Source organism: Kitasatospora sp. NPDC023176 (genome assembly GCF_055560495.1).
In genome coordinates, this window is the sequence record NZ_JBVHIP010000022.1 from 73,039 (window position 1) to 89,337 (window position 16,299).

The 16,299-nt window shown below is 73.3% G+C and carries 12 protein-coding genes; 8 read left to right on the forward strand and 4 right to left on the reverse strand.

Features of this window, described 5'->3' with window-relative positions; all coding sequences use genetic code 11:
• Positions 1 to 9 precede the first annotated feature (9 nt).
• From ACZ3YL_RS26755 to ACZ3YL_RS26780, 6 genes are all read left to right on the forward strand, one after another.
• Positions 10 to 2,025 carry a PTS fructose transporter subunit IIABC gene (locus tag ACZ3YL_RS26755; RefSeq protein WP_465660114.1) on the forward strand — a complete coding sequence of 672 codons (2,016 nt, stop codon included), beginning with the start codon at positions 10 to 12 and terminating at the stop codon, positions 2,023 to 2,025.
• A gap of 124 nt (positions 2,026 to 2,149) precedes the next feature.
• On the forward strand, positions 2,150 to 2,626 hold the full coding sequence (locus tag ACZ3YL_RS26760; RefSeq protein ID WP_465660115.1) for a hypothetical protein: 477 nt from the start codon (positions 2,150 to 2,152) through the stop codon (positions 2,624 to 2,626).
• A 462-nt stretch (positions 2,627 to 3,088) separates the two neighbouring features.
• The gene (locus tag ACZ3YL_RS26765; protein ID WP_465660116.1) at positions 3,089 to 3,820 is read left to right on the forward strand and encodes a FadR/GntR family transcriptional regulator; all 732 of its coding nucleotides are present in this window, start codon (positions 3,089 to 3,091) and stop codon (positions 3,818 to 3,820) included.
• A gap of 238 nt (positions 3,821 to 4,058) precedes the next feature.
• Complete coding sequence (locus ACZ3YL_RS26770) at positions 4,059 to 6,584, forward strand: glycoside hydrolase family 95 protein (RefSeq protein ID WP_465660117.1); 2,526 nt, start codon at positions 4,059 to 4,061, stop codon at positions 6,582 to 6,584.
• Between the two features lie 513 nt (positions 6,585 to 7,097).
• Positions 7,098 to 7,538, forward strand: a complete 441-nt coding sequence (locus ACZ3YL_RS26775; protein WP_188304225.1) for a hypothetical protein — start codon at positions 7,098 to 7,100, stop codon at positions 7,536 to 7,538.
• A gap of 204 nt (positions 7,539 to 7,742) precedes the next feature.
• The gene (locus tag ACZ3YL_RS26780; protein ID WP_465660118.1) at positions 7,743 to 8,681 is read left to right on the forward strand and encodes a MerR family transcriptional regulator; all 939 of its coding nucleotides are present in this window, start codon (positions 7,743 to 7,745) and stop codon (positions 8,679 to 8,681) included.
• A gap of 94 nt (positions 8,682 to 8,775) precedes the next feature.
• Here ACZ3YL_RS26780 and ACZ3YL_RS26785 read toward each other — a convergent pair whose 3' ends face one another.
• Complete coding sequence (locus ACZ3YL_RS26785) at positions 8,776 to 9,273, reverse strand: Lrp/AsnC family transcriptional regulator (RefSeq protein WP_188304226.1); 498 nt, start codon at positions 9,271 to 9,273, stop codon at positions 8,776 to 8,778.
• Between the two features lie 178 nt (positions 9,274 to 9,451).
• On the opposite strand from ACZ3YL_RS26785, the gene ACZ3YL_RS26790 reads away from it, so the two are divergent.
• On the forward strand, positions 9,452 to 11,104 hold the full coding sequence (locus tag ACZ3YL_RS26790; protein ID WP_465660119.1) for a PLP-dependent aminotransferase family protein: 1,653 nt from the start codon (positions 9,452 to 9,454) through the stop codon (positions 11,102 to 11,104).
• Between the two features lie 6 nt (positions 11,105 to 11,110).
• On the opposite strand, the gene ACZ3YL_RS26795 is transcribed toward ACZ3YL_RS26790, so the two are convergent.
• The 3 genes from ACZ3YL_RS26795 to ACZ3YL_RS26805 all read right to left on the reverse strand — a co-directional run bounded on the left by ACZ3YL_RS26795 (position 11,111) and on the right by ACZ3YL_RS26805 (position 12,793).
• On the reverse strand, positions 11,111 to 11,614 hold the full coding sequence (locus ACZ3YL_RS26795) for an LURP-one-related/scramblase family protein (protein ID WP_188304228.1): 504 nt from the start codon (positions 11,612 to 11,614) through the stop codon (positions 11,111 to 11,113).
• Between the two features lie 205 nt (positions 11,615 to 11,819).
• Positions 11,820 to 12,044 carry a hypothetical protein gene (locus tag ACZ3YL_RS26800; RefSeq protein ID WP_188304229.1) on the reverse strand — a complete coding sequence of 75 codons (225 nt, stop codon included), beginning with the start codon at positions 12,042 to 12,044 and terminating at the stop codon, positions 11,820 to 11,822.
• Between the two features lie 68 nt (positions 12,045 to 12,112).
• A complete protein-coding gene (locus tag ACZ3YL_RS26805; RefSeq protein ID WP_465660120.1) occupies positions 12,113 to 12,793 on the reverse strand; it encodes a LuxR C-terminal-related transcriptional regulator in 681 nt (226 codons plus the stop codon).
• A gap of 170 nt (positions 12,794 to 12,963) precedes the next feature.
• Between ACZ3YL_RS26805 and ACZ3YL_RS26810 the strand changes: the two genes are divergently transcribed.
• On the forward strand, positions 12,964 to 16,242 hold the full coding sequence (locus ACZ3YL_RS26810) for a cytochrome P450 (protein WP_465660121.1): 3,279 nt from the start codon (positions 12,964 to 12,966) through the stop codon (positions 16,240 to 16,242).
• Positions 16,243 to 16,299 lie beyond the last annotated feature (57 nt).

The window sequence follows — 16,299 nt, forward strand, 5'->3', positions numbered from 1 at the left end:
ACCGACATGATGAGCGACACCAGCGGACTGATCACACCCGCACTCGTTGATCTCCACCTCGCCCCCGAGGACAAGAGCGAAGCGCTCCGCGCCCTGGCCCAGCGGCTGGTCGCCGAGGGCAGGGTCACCGACCTCGACGGCTTCCTCGGCGACATCGCCGCCCGCGAAGCCCAGGCCCCGACCGGGATGGGGGACGGGATCGGCATCCCGCACTGCAGATCACCCCACGTCACGCGGCCGAGCCTGGCCTTCGGCCGCAGCGCCAGGGGCGTGGACTTCGACGCCCCGGACGGGCGGCCCGCGGACCTGGTCTTCATGATCGCGGCACCGGAGGGTGCGGACGACTCCCACCTGCAGATCCTCGCCGCGCTGGCCCGTCGGCTGATGGACCCGGAGTTCACCGGCGCCCTGCGCGAGGCCGAGAGCCCCGGCGCCGTCGCGGCCCGGATCAACGGCGAGGAGGTGCCGGCCGTCGCTCCGGTGTCGGCCGTCGCTCCGGCGCCGGCCGTCGTTCCGGTGTCGCCCGCCGGTCCGGAGACGGCCGCCGCCGGTGGTGGACTGCGGCTGGTCGCCGTGACCTCCTGCCCGACCGGCATCGCCCACACCTACATGGCCGCCAAGGCCCTGGAACTGGCCGCCGCCCGGGCGGGTGCGCAGATCCAGGTCGAGACCCAGGGATCCGCCGGGACGACGCCGCTGGCCCCCGAGGCGATCGCCGCCGCCGATGCGGTGATCCTCGCCCACGACGTCGAGGTCCGTGACCGCGCCCGCTTCGCCGGCAAGCCGACCGTGGACGTGGGCGTGAAGGCCGCCGTCAATCGCGCCGACGAGCTGATCTCCCAGGCCGCCGGGCTCGTCACCGGGGCCGGAAGCGGCGCGCGCGCTGGTGCCGATCCGGCCGCCGAGGTGGGCGAGCACTGGGCCCAGCGGCTGCGCAAGTACCTGATGACGGGCGTCAGTTACATGATCCCGTTCGTCGCGGCCGGCGGCCTGCTGATCGCCCTCGCCTTCGCGATCGGCGGCTACCGGATCGCCTCCGCCCCGTCCGTGCTGGGGCACTTCGACTGGACCTCCTCGCACAGCTGGGCGGCGATGCTGTTCCAGACCGGCAAGACCTCCTTCGGCTTCCTGGTCCCGGTCCTCTCCGGTTACATCGCCTTCGCGGTCGCGGACCGGGCGGCGCTGGCCGCCGGCATCGCCGGCGGTGCCGTGTCGGTGGCGGTCGGAGCGGGCTTCCTCGGCGGCATCGTGTCGGGCCTGGCCGCGGGGTTCCTGGTGCTGTGGATGATCCGGTGGAGCGTGCCGCGGGCGATCAGGGGCATCATGCCGGTGGTGGTGATCCCGCTGCTGTCGGTGGCGGTGGTCGGCTTCCTGATGTTCGTGGTGGTCGGCTCACCGATCGCCTCGGCGATGAACGGCCTGACCGACTGGCTGAACGGCCTCTCCGGCTCCAACGCGATCCTGCTCGGCGTGCTGCTCGGCGCGATGATGGCCTTCGACATGGGCGGTCCGCTCAACAAGGTCGCCTACACCTTCGCGGCCGGTGCGCTCACGGCCGCGGGAACCGCCCCGGACGCCGGCAGCCTCAAGGTGATGGCCGCGGTGATGGCCGCCGGCATGACCCCGCCGCTCGGCATGGCCCTGGCGACCGTCGTCCGGCGCCGGCTGTTCACCCCCGAGGAGCGGGAGAACGGCAAGGCCGCCTGGGTGCTCGGCGCGTCGTTCATCACCGAAGGCGCGATCCCGTTCGCGGCCGCGGACCCGCTGCGGGTCATCCCGGCGGGCATCGCCGGCAGCATGACCGCCGGCGGCCTGGTGATGGCGTTCGGTTCCACCCTGCGGGCCCCGCACGGCGGAATCTGGGTGCTCCCGCTGATCGGCAGCCCGTTCCTGTACCTGACCGCGGTGGTGGCGGGCACGGCGGTCACCACCGCGGTGGTCGTCCTGCTCAAGGGGATGCGCAGGCCTTCCGCCGCGGCGGCTCCGGATGCCGTCGCCGCCGGGACGGAGCTGGTCGGCGTCTGAGCCGTGGACGGGTGCGGACCGGTGACCGGAAGGTCAGACGCACCAGAAGAGGAACGACGTACAGGAAGGTGTCGCGGTCGGGGTGGGGGCCGCCGGGCTGGGGGAGTGGCGCGCGGGCGGAGCCGTGACGGGCGTCGTGGGCTGGGGGGCGGCCGACTCGGCCGGGGCGGCCGGGCGGGACGGGTTGGCGCTCGTCCTGGACGCGCTGGGCCGGGCGCTGGTGGCCGACGGCCGCACCGGAGGACTCGCTGTGCTCGGTGCGGCCCTCGCCGTCGTGGAGACGCTCGCGGGCCCCGGCGTGGCCGTCGAGGTGGGCGCCGTTGTGCTCCCCGACGGGAGCGGGACCGCCGCGCCGTCGTCCTGGCCGACGGCCACCACCGCGGTGGTCAGTCCGCCCGCCGCCACACCGAGCGTGGCCAGCGCGAGCCAGGCGCCGCGCCCCCGGGTCGCTCGCCGGCGGACCCTCTGGGGTGCGGGAGCCGCGGTGGGCGGGTCCGCGACCGGGCGCTCGGGCTCCTGCTGGGCGAGTGCCTCCTTCGGCCGCCCGCAGCCCGGGCAGGAGAGTGCGCCGTTGAGGTGCCGTTGGCAGAGTGTGCAGTAGCTCATTCGGTCTTCCGTGGGTGCCCGTGCGCCGCGACGGGTGATCTGCGGGGCTACGCAGATCTTGCCGCTCGTGACACCGGCCCGGGGCGAGGCTTTTGCGGAGATCACGTGTGGTTCGGGTGGGGAGGACCCGGCCGTCCGGGCGAGCAGAAGATCGGCAGGCGGCAGGCGGCAGGCGGCAGACGGCCCGGGCCCGCGAGCGCGCGGCACGTACCGGGTGCGATCACGGTCAGCGTCTCGCACCGGTTCTCGACCGTCTCCGGCGTCGGTCCCATCCTGGTGATCGACCAAGGACACTCGGAGGAGACGGGCTGGCACCTCGATTGATGGGATGGATCTGCTCCCGGTGGCCCGGATGCGGGGAAGCCGATCAGTGAAGTGCCGGGCGTGGTCCGTCGGTTGGCGAGGAGGGGGATCGCCTTCTCTTTCGAGACATGGGATCCCCTGCTACGTTGGCGCCGTGTCCCTGACCGACAGAGCCATCGCCCGCATCCGCCGGATGATCCGGGACGGCGAGCTGCCCCCCGGATCGAAGCTGCCGCCCGAACAGCAGCTCGCGGCCGAGCTCGGACTGTCCCGGAACCTGATGCGCGAGGCGGTCAAGTCCCTCGTCGTCGCCCGGGTCCTGGAGATCCGGCGCGGCGACGGCACCTACGTGACCAGCCTGGCGCCCGGCCTACTGCTGGAAGGGATCGGCGGCGCGGTCGAACTGCTGCAGGGGGACACCGTCCTGGAACTCACCGAGGTGCGAAGGCTCTTCGAGCCGGCCGCCACCGCGCTGGCCGCCACCCGGATCACCGACGAGGACCTCGCCGAGGTCGAGCGCCACCTGTCGGCGATGCGCGAAGCGCGGGCCGACGTCGAGTTGCTGACCTGGCACGACGCGGCCTTCCATCGGGCGGTCATCCACGCCACCCGCAACGAGACCCTGGCCACGCTGCTGGAGCACATCTCCGGACGCACCCTGCGGGCCCGGGTCTGGCGCGGCCAGGCCGACGCCGACGCGGCCGGGAGGACCATCACCGAGCACGAGGCGATCTACCAGGCCCTCGTCGCCCGTGACCCGAACCTCGCCCAGGCCGCCGCGCTGATGCACATCAACACCACCGAACGCTGGCTGCGCGACCACCTGACCGAGGGTGAGCGGATCCCCGCGGCGCCCCGGCGGCAGCCGAACCGCCCGCGTCCCTGACCGACCGTCAACTGCCGACCGAGGAGCGAACGCGCGTGAGAGTCGACGCGCACCACCACATGTGGGAGTTGGGCCGGCGTCCGCAGACCTGGCTCGACGAACCGGAGTCGGCAGGCTCGACATCGACATCGATCCGTCCGTCACCACCGTCGAGGAGCCGCCGCACCACCCCGGCGCCGAGGCTTCGTCTCCGGCCGGCTCAACCACGAGCGGCGCCCCGCGACCGAGGAGTCCTGACATGCGGAAGCCCCCGACTGGACAACGACCGCCCCAGCGCGGCCGGTACCGCCCGCTGAGTTCCTTCTCCCGACCCGTACCGCCCCACGACGGGCCCCGCCCCGCCCACGATCGGCCGGACACCCGGCATTCCGGTACGGAAACCCTCTGGTACCGACACCCCGCCGACGGCTTCCTGGAAGCGCTGCCCCTCGGCAACGGCCGGCTCGGCGCCATGACGTACGGAGGCGTGCACACCGAGCGGATCGAGCTCAACGCGGACACCCTGTGGTCCGGCGGCCCCGGTCCCCGCGACCGGACGGGCGCCGCCGACCATCTGCCCGCCCTGCGGGAGGCGGTGCTGCGCGAGGGCGACCACGCCGGCGCCGGCGCGATCGCCGCCGCCCACTTCCGGGGCCCCGACATCGAGGCGTACCAGCCGCTGGCGACCCTCCTGCTGACCTTTCCGTCCTGGGGTGAAGGCGCCCTCGCCGAGTACCGGCGCGAGCTGCGCCTCGACGAAGCCGTGCACACCGTGTCGTTCACGGCGGGAGGAGTCCGGTACCGGCGGGAGAGCTTCGTCTCCGCCCCGGCGGGCGTGCTGGCCGTCCGCCTCAGCGCGGACGCACCCGGCGCCCTCTCCTTCCGTGCGAGCCTCTCGACACCCCACCCGGCCACGGCGGCCTTGCACCGCCCCACCAGCCTGTCGGTCCACGGGCGCGCTCCGGTGCACGTCGCGTCCGGGCACGGCGGGGGCGCCGTCCACCGGGAGGACGAGGGCATGGGGTTCGCGGCCGCCGTCAGCCTGCGGACGGTGAACGGGAGCGTCGTCGCCGTCGACGGCGGGATGGACGTCGTCGGAGCCGACGAGGCGGTGCTCCTGGTCGCCGTCGGCACCGGATACCGCGACTGGCGCCGACGGCCCGACGGCCCCGAAGCGGCGCTCGCCGAGGCGTACCGGTGGCTCGACGAGGCGGGCGGACAGGACTTCGACCAGCTGCGTGCCGCTCATACGGCCGACCACCGGCGGCTGTTCGACGCGGCCGAACTCCGCCTCCACGACCGGGCGTTCAGGGCGGCAGCGGAGCGCCCGACCGACGAACGCCTCGCCGCCGCGAACGCGGGCGCCGAGGACGCCGGGCTCGCCGCCCTGCTCTTCGGCTACGGCCGCTACCTGCTGATCGCCTCGTCGCGGCCCGGCACCCAGCCCGCCAACCTCCAGGGCATCTGGAACGACGACCTCACCCCGCCGTGGAACTCCGACTGGACGTCGAACATCAACCTCCAGATGAACTACTGGCCTGCCGAGACGACGGGCCTGGCCGAGTGCCACGAGCCGCTGTTCGACCTCGTCGCCGACCTCGCCGAAGCCGGGCGCTCCACCGCCCGGACCTACTACGACGCCCCGGGCTGGTGCTGCCACCACAACGTCGACCTCTGGCGCGCCACCAACCCCGTGTCGGGCGACCCGGTGTGGGCCCACTGGCCGATGGCCGGACCGTGGCTGGCCGCCCACCTGTGGGACCACCACCTCTTCCACGGGGACCACGCCTTCCTCGCCGACCGTGCCTACCCGGTCCTGCGCGAGGCCGCCCGGTTCCTCACCCACCTCCTGGTCGAGGACGCCGACGGCGCGCTGGTGACCTGCCCTTCCACCTCGCCCGAGCACCACTTCCGGCTCGCCGACGGCACCCTGGAGGCCGTCGACGCCGGCTGCACCATGGACTACTGGCTCGCCGCCGAACTCCTCGACAACACCGTCGCGGCCGCCCGCGAGCTCGGCGTCGACCACGAACTGGCGGACGAACTGACCGGCGTCCGCGCCCGGCTGCGCCCACCGGCCCTCGGAGCCGACGGCCGCCTGCTGGAATGGCGGCACGACCTCCCCGAGGAGGACCCCGGCCACCGCCACCTCTCCCACCTCTACGGCCTCTACCCGGGCAGCGCCGTCGACCCGCTCGGCGACACCACCCTGCTGGACCCGGCCCGCCGCGCCCTGGACCGCCGGCTGGAGCACGGCGGAGGCGGCACCGGCTGGAGCCTCGCCTGGGTCGCCGCACTCGCCGCCCGCCTGGGCGACGGCGCGCTCACCGGGCACGCCGTCGAGCGCCTGCTCGCCACCTCGATCGCCCCCAACCTCCTCGACCTGCACCCGCCCCGGCTCTTCCAGATCGACGGCAACCTCGGCATCACCGCCGCCATCGCCGAGGCGCTGCTGCAGAGCCACAACGGCAGCCTGCGGCTGCTGCCCGCCCTGCCGCCGTCCTGGCCGGACGGGGACGTCAGGGGCCTGCGCGCGCGGGGCGGGCTCACCGTCGGCCTGAGCTGGCGCCAGGGCGTGCTGACCGGAGCCGAACTGCGCGCGGCGAGGGACACCACGGTCGACCTGTACCTGCCCGCGCGCGGGGGCACACCCGTCGTGACCGACGAGGCAGGCAACCTGGTCGCCGCCGCCGCGGTGCCCGGCGACGCGCGGCGCCTTCGGGTCCGCCTCCCGGGGGGCAGCTGCCGCCGGCTCTCCTACCCGGGGCCGGACATCGGCCACTGAGCACCGGCGGGTCGCGAAACCGCTGGTGGCGCGGCGGGGGCGCGACTCCATGGAAGTGCGTATGCACACAGTTCGCACTGCTGTGGGCCCAATGTCCGCCAGGGCCGGGCCGGTTGGCCGCAGGCGGCCCGGACCTGCCACACGTTCGCCGGGGCGAAGACCGTCCGGAAGGCCTCGCTCCCGGGGTGGGGCGTCGCGCCGGGCGCGAGCAGACCGGGGCGGTGGAGGACCGGCCGGCGGCCGGCCTTCGAACGCTCTCGACGCTGCGGTCGGGCGGCAGGTCGACGGGATTGCGGGTGGCGGGTCGGCGCGGTACGCCGGCACCGCAGGCAGGCCGGCCCTTGACAGGGCCGGTCGCGCGGCTGAGACTCGTCGCACCCGAAGTGTTCCGGCCGTGCGGTAGCTCACTGAAGAGCGATCGATGGGCAGATTTCCTGTTCGGGCCCGCTCCCGAGGCCGATGGCGCCGAGCGGGTCAGCGGCTCCTTGTCCCGAGGAATCAGGGTGATCAACCATGAGCAGTGTTTCCGGCATCGATGATGCGGTCCCGCCTCAGAGACGGGCGCGGCCGGCGTCGATTCGATGGCCCGGTTCGGTCCGCCGGCCCGGATCGGCGGAGTTCGAGCACTCGGCGAAGGACTGGCTGTTCGACCTGGCTCCGGCACGCTGGCGTCACGAGCAGGTGCTCCACCGCAATCCGTCGGAACTGGCCCGTATGGTCCGGCTCCACCTGGATGCCCAGGTCATCGCCGTTCAGACGGGCCTGCGGGCCTTCCGTGCGACCCTGCTCGGGGCGCCGCGGCGCGCCGACGACACCGAGACCATCGATGCGTACGTGCGTGAGCAGGCCTGGGTCGAGGCCGTACGCGAGCAGGTCCGACTGGTCGAGGACGCCTTGGCCGCCAGGCGTGCGGGCCGCAACCACTTCGCACGACACCTCGCGAATGGCCTGTGACAGAAGTCAGGGCTTGCCGGACTGGCCAGAGAGTCGGCCTGTGGGCTGGAGCGGTGTCGATGCCCGTCCCGGCCCCGGGCGTGCCGGGCGGCGTCATCGTCGAGACCCGTGGACAGGGCGGTGGACGGTCCGTCCCCACGCCCGCCGGGGTCTCCTGGAGGATGGGCTTGAGTCTCCAGTAGGGGGAGACGCGAGGGTGGGGGCATGGACGACGACACGCTTTACACGATCGGAGCGCTGGCCCGGCGGACCGGGCTGACGGTGAAGACCATCCGGTTCTACTCCGACACCGGAATCGTGCCGTCGACCGACCGCAGCCCGGCCGGCTACCGGCTCTATGACCTCCGCGCGCTCGCGCGTCTGGACCTCGTGCGAACACTGCGTGACCTGGGAATCGACCTCGCCGTCATCCGGCAGGTGCTGGACCGGGAGATCTCCGTCCCCGAGGTCGCGGCAGCGCATGCCGACGCCCTGGACGTGCAGATCCGCACGCTACGACTGCGTCGCGCGGTACTGCGAGCGGTGGCCAAGCGGGGCTCCACCTCTGAGGAGACGGATCTCATGCACAAGCTCGCGAAACTCTCCGACGACGAGCGCCGACGCCTCGTCACCGACTTCATCGACGACACCTTCGGCGGCCTGGACGCCAACCCCGACTTCGTGGCCATGATGCGCGCGGCCACGCCCGACCTGCCGGACGACCCCGAACCGGACCAGGTCGAGGCGTGGGTGGAACTCGCCGAACTCACCCAGGACCCGGACTTCCGCACCGCAGTGCGCCGGATGGCAGAACACCAGGCGGCCGAACGCACCCGGGGCGACACCACCGGTCTGCACCACGACCTCACCGAGACGGTCCGCGAACAGGTCGGACACGCGCTCACGGTCGGCATCGCCCCCACGTCCGCCGAGGCGGCACCCATCATCGACGCCCTCACCGCCCGCTACGCCCAGGTCTTCGGCCGTGCTGACGACACCGACCTGCGCCGCTGGCTGCTGACCCGCCTGGAGGTCGCCAACGACCCGCGCACGGAACGCTATTGGCACCTCCTGGCCGTCATCAACGGATGGTCCGTCCCGCCGAGCCTGGCGCCGGTGTTCGGCTGGTTCATCGAGGCCCTGCGCGCCGGTCCGGAGCAGTAGCCCGCTGCCGTGTCCGCCCCGCAGCGGCCCTCGCGATGTGTGACGGTGTCCGGATGAACGCTCGACGACCTCGTGGTCGATCGGTCCGTGTCCGTCAGTGCTCCGGGCCGGGGGAGAGGTAGCGGCGGCCCGGTATCTGCTCGAAGATCAGGTTGGTGCGGGTCTGGGCCACCGCCGGGTGGGTGGTGAGGTGGTCGACCACGAAGTCGCGCAGGGCCTCGGGGCCGGCGACGCCGACGTGCAGCAGGTAGTCGTCCGAGCCGGCCATGTGGAAGACGGCGAGGACGCCGGGCAGGTCGGGGGCGGTGCTGCGGAAGCTCTCGTTCTGCTCGCGGGTGTGGGCGCGCAGCCGTACCGAGATCATCGCCTGGAGCGGCAGGCCGATCGCGGCCGGGTCGAGTTCGGCGCGGAAGCCGCGGATGATGCCGCGGTCCTGGAGGGCGCGGACCCGGGCCAGGCAGGTGGAGGGGGCGATGCCGACGGCGGCCGCGAGGGCGTTGTTCGGGAGCCGGGCGTTGTCGGCCAGGGCACGGACGATCGCCCGGTCGACGTCGTCGACGGGCGCCCGGCGGGCCTGCGGATTGTTCGGCATGCCTGCCAGGATTCCAGTCCGTACCGAAGATTCGCAAGCCTGATCGACAGGGGGCCGAATGTTCTTCGGAAGGGCTTCCCCCGGGCGTTCGAAAGTTCCATCCTTACGGACGGTCGTCACCGGTACCGACGGTGACGACCGTCCGTCGCAGTCCCCGCAACCCCGGAGCGCACCGCCCATGAGCCCGACCGCCTTCCCCTCCGCCGCGACCGCCGTCGACCCCGGTCCGGAGCTGGACGGCGGCGACTTCGCCCTCCCCGAGGGCGGGCTGGACGACGACCGGCGGCTGCGCGCGCTGGACGCGGTGGACGAGTACCTGACCCGCAAGCGCAAGCACCTGGTCGGCTACCAGGCCACCCAGGACATGCAGGGCACTGCGCTGGACCTCGCCCGGTTCCTGCCGAACAACATCAACAACCTCGGCGACCCGTTCCAGAGCGGCGGCTACAAGCCCAACACCAAGGTCGTCGAGCGGGCCGTGCTCGACTACTACGCGAAGCTCTGGCACGCCGAGCGCCCGCACGACCCGGCCGACCCGGAGTCCTACTGGGGCTACATGCTGTCCATGGGCTCGACCGAGGGCAACATGTACGCCCTGTGGAACGCCCGGGACTACCTGAGCGGCAAGGCGCTGATCCAGCCGCCGGCCGCCCCCTTCGACGCCGTGCGCTCCGTCAAGGCCGACCCCGACCGGAAGAACCCGAACGCCCACCAGCCGGTGGCGTTCTACTCCGAGGACACCCACTACTCCTTCGCCAAGGCCGTCGCCGTCCTGGGCGTGGAGACCTTCCACGCCGTCGGCCTGGAGAAGTACGCCGACGAGTGCCCGCTGGTCGACCCGGCGACCGGCCTGCGCAGCTGGCCCACCGAGGTGCCGTCCCGTCCCGGCCCGTCCGGGCTGTCCTGGGACGGCACCGGTGAGATAGACGTGGACGCCCTCGCCGTGCTGGTCGAGTTCTTCGCCGCCAAGGGCCACCCGGTCTTCGTCAACCTCAACCTCGGCAGCACCTTCAAGGGCGCCCACGACGACGTCCGCGCGGTCTGCGAGCGGCTGCTGCCGATCTTCGAGCGGTACGGGCTGGTGCGGCGCGAGGTGGTCTACGGCAGCTGCCCGCAGACCGGCCGGCCGCTGGTGGACGTGCGCCGCGGCTTCTGGATCCACGTGGACGGCGCGCTCGGCGCCGGGTACGCGCCGTTCCTGCGGCTGGCCGCCGAGGACCCGGCGTACGGCTGGACGCCCGAGGCGCGGCTGCCCGAGTTCGACTTCGGGCTGCGGCTGCCCACCGCGGCGCACGGCGAGGTCGACATGGTCTCCTCGATCGCGATGAGCGGCCACAAGTGGGCCGGCGCGCCCTGGCCGTGCGGCATCTACATGACCAAGGTCAAGTACCAGATCTCCCCGCCGTCCCAGCCGGACTACATCGGCGCGCCGGACACCACCTTCGCCGGCTCCCGCAACGGCTTCTCCCCGCTGATCCTCTGGGACCACCTGTCCCGGTACTCCTACCGCGACCAGGTGCAGCGGATCCGCGAGGCCCAGGAGCTCGCCGCCTACCTGGAGCGGCGCCTGATCGCGATGGAGCGGGAGCTGGGCGTCGAGCTCTGGCCGGCCCGCACCCCGGGCGCCGTCACCGTGCGGTTCCGCAAGCCGAGCCCGGAGCTGGTGGCCAAGTGGTCGCTGTCCTCCCAGGACGTGGTGATGGTGCCGGGCGACGAGGCCACCCGGCGCAGCTATGTGCACGTCTTCGTGATGCCCTCGGTCGACCGGGCCAAGCTGGACGCCCTGCTGGCCGAACTCGCCGAGGACCGGGCGATCCTCGGCGGAGTGTGAGGGGCGTCAGAGGTTGGTCAGCTGGTCGCCCTTGGCGTCCTGGAGCACGTGGTCGACGCAGACCGCGAGGATGACCAGGAGCAGGGCGTCCCGCTGTTCGAGGACGTCGACGGCGTAGGCGTCGCGGATGGTGAACCAGCGGCGGGAGACGTGCGCCAGGGTGGTGCCGTCGTGGCGTATGTCGAACTCGCGGTCCCACAGGTTCCCGTTGATCTTCAGCTTGCGGCCGTCGCCGAGACGGACCTTGAAGCGGTCGCCGAACAGCGTGAACATCTTCTTGCTGACCTTCGCGGTCGGCTGGCCGTCCTGCTTGACCAGCAGGGTGTGGTGGATCGTGAAGGCCTTGCGGACGATGCTCGCGACGTGCTCGCCGCGGGTGTCCTCCAGGGCGAAGGTGCGGCGCAGCCGGAAGAACTTCCGGTTCACGCGGTAGAGCTTCTCCCGGTGTTCGGTCTCGATCCAGGCCTCCTCGTGGAAGGCGAACATGCGGTCGCGGACCAGGTAGCGCACTGTGGGTCCCCCCGTGGTGGATCCGCCGGCCCCCGTGGCGCGGCGCGGCCCAGAGCGTAGCGGCTGGTCGGCGAGGGGGTGGGGCAGGGGGTGGTGCTTTTACCGGTCCGCGACATTCTGCCGACACGACGGTGACATCGGGCGGTGCGCGGCGATGCGCGGCGGTGCGCGGCGTTGGGTAGCGGTGCGCGGCGGTGACGCGGGGCTAGGCGATGCCCTGCCCGTCGATGTCCGCCCCCCACTGGTCCTCGCCGACGGCGCCCACGCAGTAGCCGCCGCCCTGCACGGTGCCACCGGCCTCCTGGCACTGCTCGGCGGTGACGTCGGCCGGGAGCGCCCAGGCGGGGGCGGAGCCGGCGAGGAGGAGGACGGCGGTGGCGGCGAGCGGGACGGCCAGGCGGGTCAGGCGGGCCGAGGATGAAGTGATCATGTGCCTTACGAGAGCACGCGCCGGGGGTGACGGCGAGTCAGGCGCGTCCGTTCGCGGGCCCCGGGCCGTCAGAGTGGGTGGGCGGGTTCCGGGGGCCAGGTGTCGGGGGCGAGGACGCCGAGGGCGTAGGCGCGGGCGACCAGGGCCGTGCGGTTGGGCAGGTGCCAGCGGCGGGAGAGCCGGGTGAGGTGGTAGTTGACGCCGTCCGGGGTGAGGCCGACCTCCTTGGCGATCCGGGCGGTGGTGGCGCCCCGGGCGGCGGCGGCCAGGATGCGGACCTCGATCGGGCTGGCCTCGGGGCGCGGGACCGGGACCGTCGGCACGGGGCGGGCGGCGGGTTCGTCCAGGGCGCGCAGGGAGAGCAGCATGTTCGGGGTCTGCTCCGGGGTGTCGCTGACCAGGTCGACGGTCATCTCACCCTGCCGCTCGGTGCCGCCGACGGGCGTCCAGGAGACCCCGACCGCGTACTGCGAGCGGCGGTGCAGCCGGATCGCCTCGGCGAGCGTCTGCAGGGAGGCATTGTCCCGCAGCGTGAAGTACTCCAGGATCCGGCGGTTGCGCAACTGCCCCGGGAGCCCGCCGAACTCGGCGGCCATCGCGCGGTTGACGATCATGATCCGGCCGCCCCACTCGCACACGGCGATGGGCAGCGGGTTGTGGTCCAGCAGGCGCAGGGCCCGGTTGCGCCAGACCACCGCGGCGTCCAGGCGGGTGCCCGGTGCCGGACCGCAGCCGTCGGTCGGTCGCATGCCTCGTTCTCCTCCCGCGGCAGCCGCCCCCGTCAGAGCTGACGGGTCGTGGGCAAGTCTCCGGATGCCGCTGGGACTACACAATCATGTAGTGAGCGCGGCCCGGCGCGCCCGACGAGGGCAGAGAGTGGAGGTACCGAGAACTTTCCTGCCGTGGGAGGGACCTACCGATGACCGAAACCACGACCGAGGCCGTGCCGGCGACACCGAGCGGGGCCGTGAGCGTGAGCGTGGCCGAGACCGAGACCGAGACCGAGACCGAGACCGAGACCTTGAGCGGCGAGCCCGAGTGGGGCGTCCCGCTGGTGGACCTCTCCGACCGGCCGCCCGTCAGCGTCCCCGTGCTGCGGACCATGGAACTGGCCAGAGAGCACGGCTCGGTGTTCCTCCAGCGCCTGCACGGCCGCGAGGTGCTGATGGTCAGCAGCCTGGAGCTGGTCGAGGAACTGGCCGACGAGGAGCGCTTCACCAAGGCCGTCGGCCCGGCGCTGGAGAACGTCCGAGAGTTCACCGGGGACGGCCTGTTCACCGCCTACAACGACGAGCCGAACTGGGCCAGGGCGCACGACATCCTGATGCCCGCCTTCGCGCTCGGGTCGATGCGCACCTACCACCCGGTGATGCTCACGGTGGCCCGCCGGGTGATCGAGTCCTGGGACCGCCGCTCGGCCGCCGGACTGACCGTGGACGTGCCCGGCGACATGACCAGGATGACCCTGGACACCATCGGACTGGCCGGGTTCGGCTTCGACTTCGGCTCCTTCGAACGGGACGAGCCCCACCCGTTCGTGGAGGCGATGGTGCGCTGCCTGGAGTGGGCGATGACCAAGCTCACCCGCGACCCCGAGCTGGACCACAGCGAGCGCGACGCCGCGTTCCGGCGGGACGCCGACTACCTGGCCGGCGTGGTGGACGAGGTGATCGCCGCCCGGGCCGGGAGCGGCGCCGAGGCCGGCCCGGCCGAGGACCTGCTCGGCCTGATGCTCGGCGCGGTGCACCCCGCCGACGGCAGCCGGCTGGACATGGAGAACATCCGCAACCAGGTGATCACCTTCCTGATCGCCGGCCACGAGACCACCTCGGGCGCGCTGTCCTTCGCGCTGCACTACCTGGCCCAGCACCCGTCCGAACTCCGGCTGGTCCAGCAGGAGGTGGACGCGCTCTGGGGCGACGAGGCCGACCCGGAGCCCTCGTACGAGGACGTCGGCCGGCTGCGGTACACCCGGCAGGTGCTCAACGAGGCGCTGCGGCTGTGGCCGACGGCACCCCAGTTCAGCCGGGAGGCGCGCGCAGAGACCCTCCTCGGCGGGCGGATCCCGGTCCGCCCCGGGACGCCGATCTTCGTGCTGACCCCGATGCTGCACCGCGACCCGGCCTGGGGCGACAACCCGGAGCTGTTCGACCCCTCCCGGTTCGACCCGGAGCGCGAGGCGGCCCGCTCGCCGCACGCCTTCAAGCCCTTCGGCACCGGTGAACGCGCCTGCATCGGCCGCCAGTTCGCGCTGCACGAGGCGACCATGCTGCTGGGCATGCTGGTCCACCGGTACCGGCTGATCGACCACGCCGGCTACCGGCTGACCCTCAAGCAGACGCTCACCATCAAGCCCGACGGGTTCACCCTCGCCCTCGCCCCGCGCACCCCCGCGCCGATGGCCCAGCACTCGAAGCCGGTCCAGCCGGTCGGGACCGCCGAGCCGGCCGAGCGCGCCGGGAGGGTCCGCCAGGGCACCGGCCTGCTGCTCCTGCACGGCTCCAACTACGGCGCCTGCCGCGACTTCAGCCGCCAACTCGCCGACGCCGCGGCCGAACTGGGCTGCGACACCGAGACCGCCCCGCTGGACGCGTACGCCGACGGCCCGCCCACCGACCGGCTGGTGGTGATCACCGCCGCCTCGTACAACGGCCAACCCACCGACGACGCGGCCGAGTTCGTCCGCCGGCTGCGCGAGGCCCCGGACGGCGCGGCCGACGGCGTCGAGTACGCCGTGCTCGGCATCGGCGACCGCACCTACGCCGCCACCTACCAGCGCATCCCCACCCTGATCGACGAGCGGCTCACCGCCCTCGGCGGCACCCGGCTGCTCGACCGCGCCGAGGCCGACGCCTCCGGCGATCTGGCCGGCACCGTCCGGGAGTTCACCGAGGCGCTGACCGACCTGCTGCTGGTGCGCCACGGCGACGCCGACGCCGCGACCCGGCCCCGGGAGGAGGCCGGGTACACGGTGACCGAGCTGGTCGGCGGCCCGCTGCACGCACTGGCCACCCGGCACGGCATGAGCGAGCTGACCGTCACCGCAGTCGACAGCCTGACCAACCCCGGCTACCACCGGGTCAAGCGCCTCGTCCGGCTGGCGCTGCCCGAGGGCGCCGAGTACCGGACCGCCGACCACCTCACCGTGCTGCCGGCCAACGACCCCGCCCTGGTCGAGCGCGCCGCCAAGCTGCTCGGCGCCGACCCGGAGACGGTGCTCGGCATCGTCGCCCACCGGCGCACCGGCCTCGCCGTCGACCGCCCGCTCACCGTACGGGAGTTGCTCACCCACCAGGTCGAACTGCAGGACCGCCCGACCGCCGAACAGCGCGCCGCGCTCGCCGCGCTCAATCCCTGCCCGCCCGAGCAGGCCGCCCTGCGCGCACTGCCCGCGGACGACCCGCGCACCCTGCTCGACCTGATCGAGGACCATCCGGCCCTGCGGGAGGCGCTCAGCTGGCCCGTCCTGCTGGACCTGCTGCCGCCGATCCGGCCCCGGCACTACTCGATCTCCTCCTCGCCCGCGTCCCCGTCCGCCGGCGCGCAGGACGGCGCCGGCACCCGCGAGGTCGACCTGATGGTCTCGGTGCTCAGCGCGCCGGCCCGCTCCGGCCGGGGCACCTACCGGGGCACCGGCTCCGGCTACCTGGACCGGCTGGCCGTCGGTGACACCGTCCTGGCCAGGGTCCAGCCCTGCCGGGAGGCGTTCCGGATCGGCCACCGCACCCCCGTGGTCATGATCGCCGCCGGCACCGGCCTGGCGCCCTTCCGCGGCGCCGTCGCCGACCGTCGCGCGCTGCTCGCCTCGGGAACCCGGCGCGCGGACCTCGCCCCGGCGCTGCTGTACTTCGGCTGCGACGCCCCGGACGCCGACTACCTGCACCGCGCCGAGCTGGAGGAGGCCGAACTGGCCGGCGCGGTCTCGATGCGGCCCGCGTTCAGCGAACGGCCGCAGGACGGGCGGCGCTTCGTCCAGGACCGCATCGCGGCCGAGGCGGCGGAGGTCTGGGCGCTGCTCGCCGCCGGGGCCGAGGTGTACGTGTGCGGCGACGGCGCCCGGATGGCGCCGGGCGTGCGGGCGGCCTTCCGGGCGCTCTACCGGGAGCGCACGCCGGGCGCGGACGAGCAGCAGGCCCAGGACTGGCTGCAGGGCCTGGTCGAGGCCGGCCGCTACGTCGAGGACGTCTACGCGGGCTGAGCGCCCCCGTACGTGACACCCCGACGGTCGTCCGCCCGCCGCGTCTGCTCCGGCGCA

What these genes read in the sequence shown, in the direction of transcription:
- ACZ3YL_RS26805 (WP_465660120.1), bottom strand. Translation starts at nt 12,793, where the DNA reads ATGCGACCGACCGACGGCTGCGGTCCGGCACCGGGCACCCGCCTGGAC.
- ACZ3YL_RS26790 (WP_465660119.1), top strand. Translation starts at nt 9,452, where the DNA reads ATGAGCCCGACCGCCTTCCCCTCCGCCGCGACCGCCGTCGACCCCGGT.
- ACZ3YL_RS26755 (WP_465660114.1), top strand. Translation starts at nt 10, where the DNA reads ATGAGCGACACCAGCGGACTGATCACACCCGCACTCGTTGATCTCCAC.
- ACZ3YL_RS26785 (WP_188304226.1), bottom strand. Translation starts at nt 9,273, where the DNA reads ATGCCGAACAATCCGCAGGCCCGCCGGGCGCCCGTCGACGACGTCGAC.
- ACZ3YL_RS26775 (WP_188304225.1), top strand. Translation starts at nt 7,098, where the DNA reads ATGAGCAGTGTTTCCGGCATCGATGATGCGGTCCCGCCTCAGAGACGG.
- ACZ3YL_RS26800 (WP_188304229.1), bottom strand. Translation starts at nt 12,044, where the DNA reads ATGATCACTTCATCCTCGGCCCGCCTGACCCGCCTGGCCGTCCCGCTC.
- ACZ3YL_RS26770 (WP_465660117.1), top strand. Translation starts at nt 4,059, where the DNA reads ATGCGGAAGCCCCCGACTGGACAACGACCGCCCCAGCGCGGCCGGTAC.
- ACZ3YL_RS26810 (WP_465660121.1), top strand. Translation starts at nt 12,964, where the DNA reads ATGACCGAAACCACGACCGAGGCCGTGCCGGCGACACCGAGCGGGGCC.
- ACZ3YL_RS26780 (WP_465660118.1), top strand. Translation starts at nt 7,743, where the DNA reads ATGGACGACGACACGCTTTACACGATCGGAGCGCTGGCCCGGCGGACC.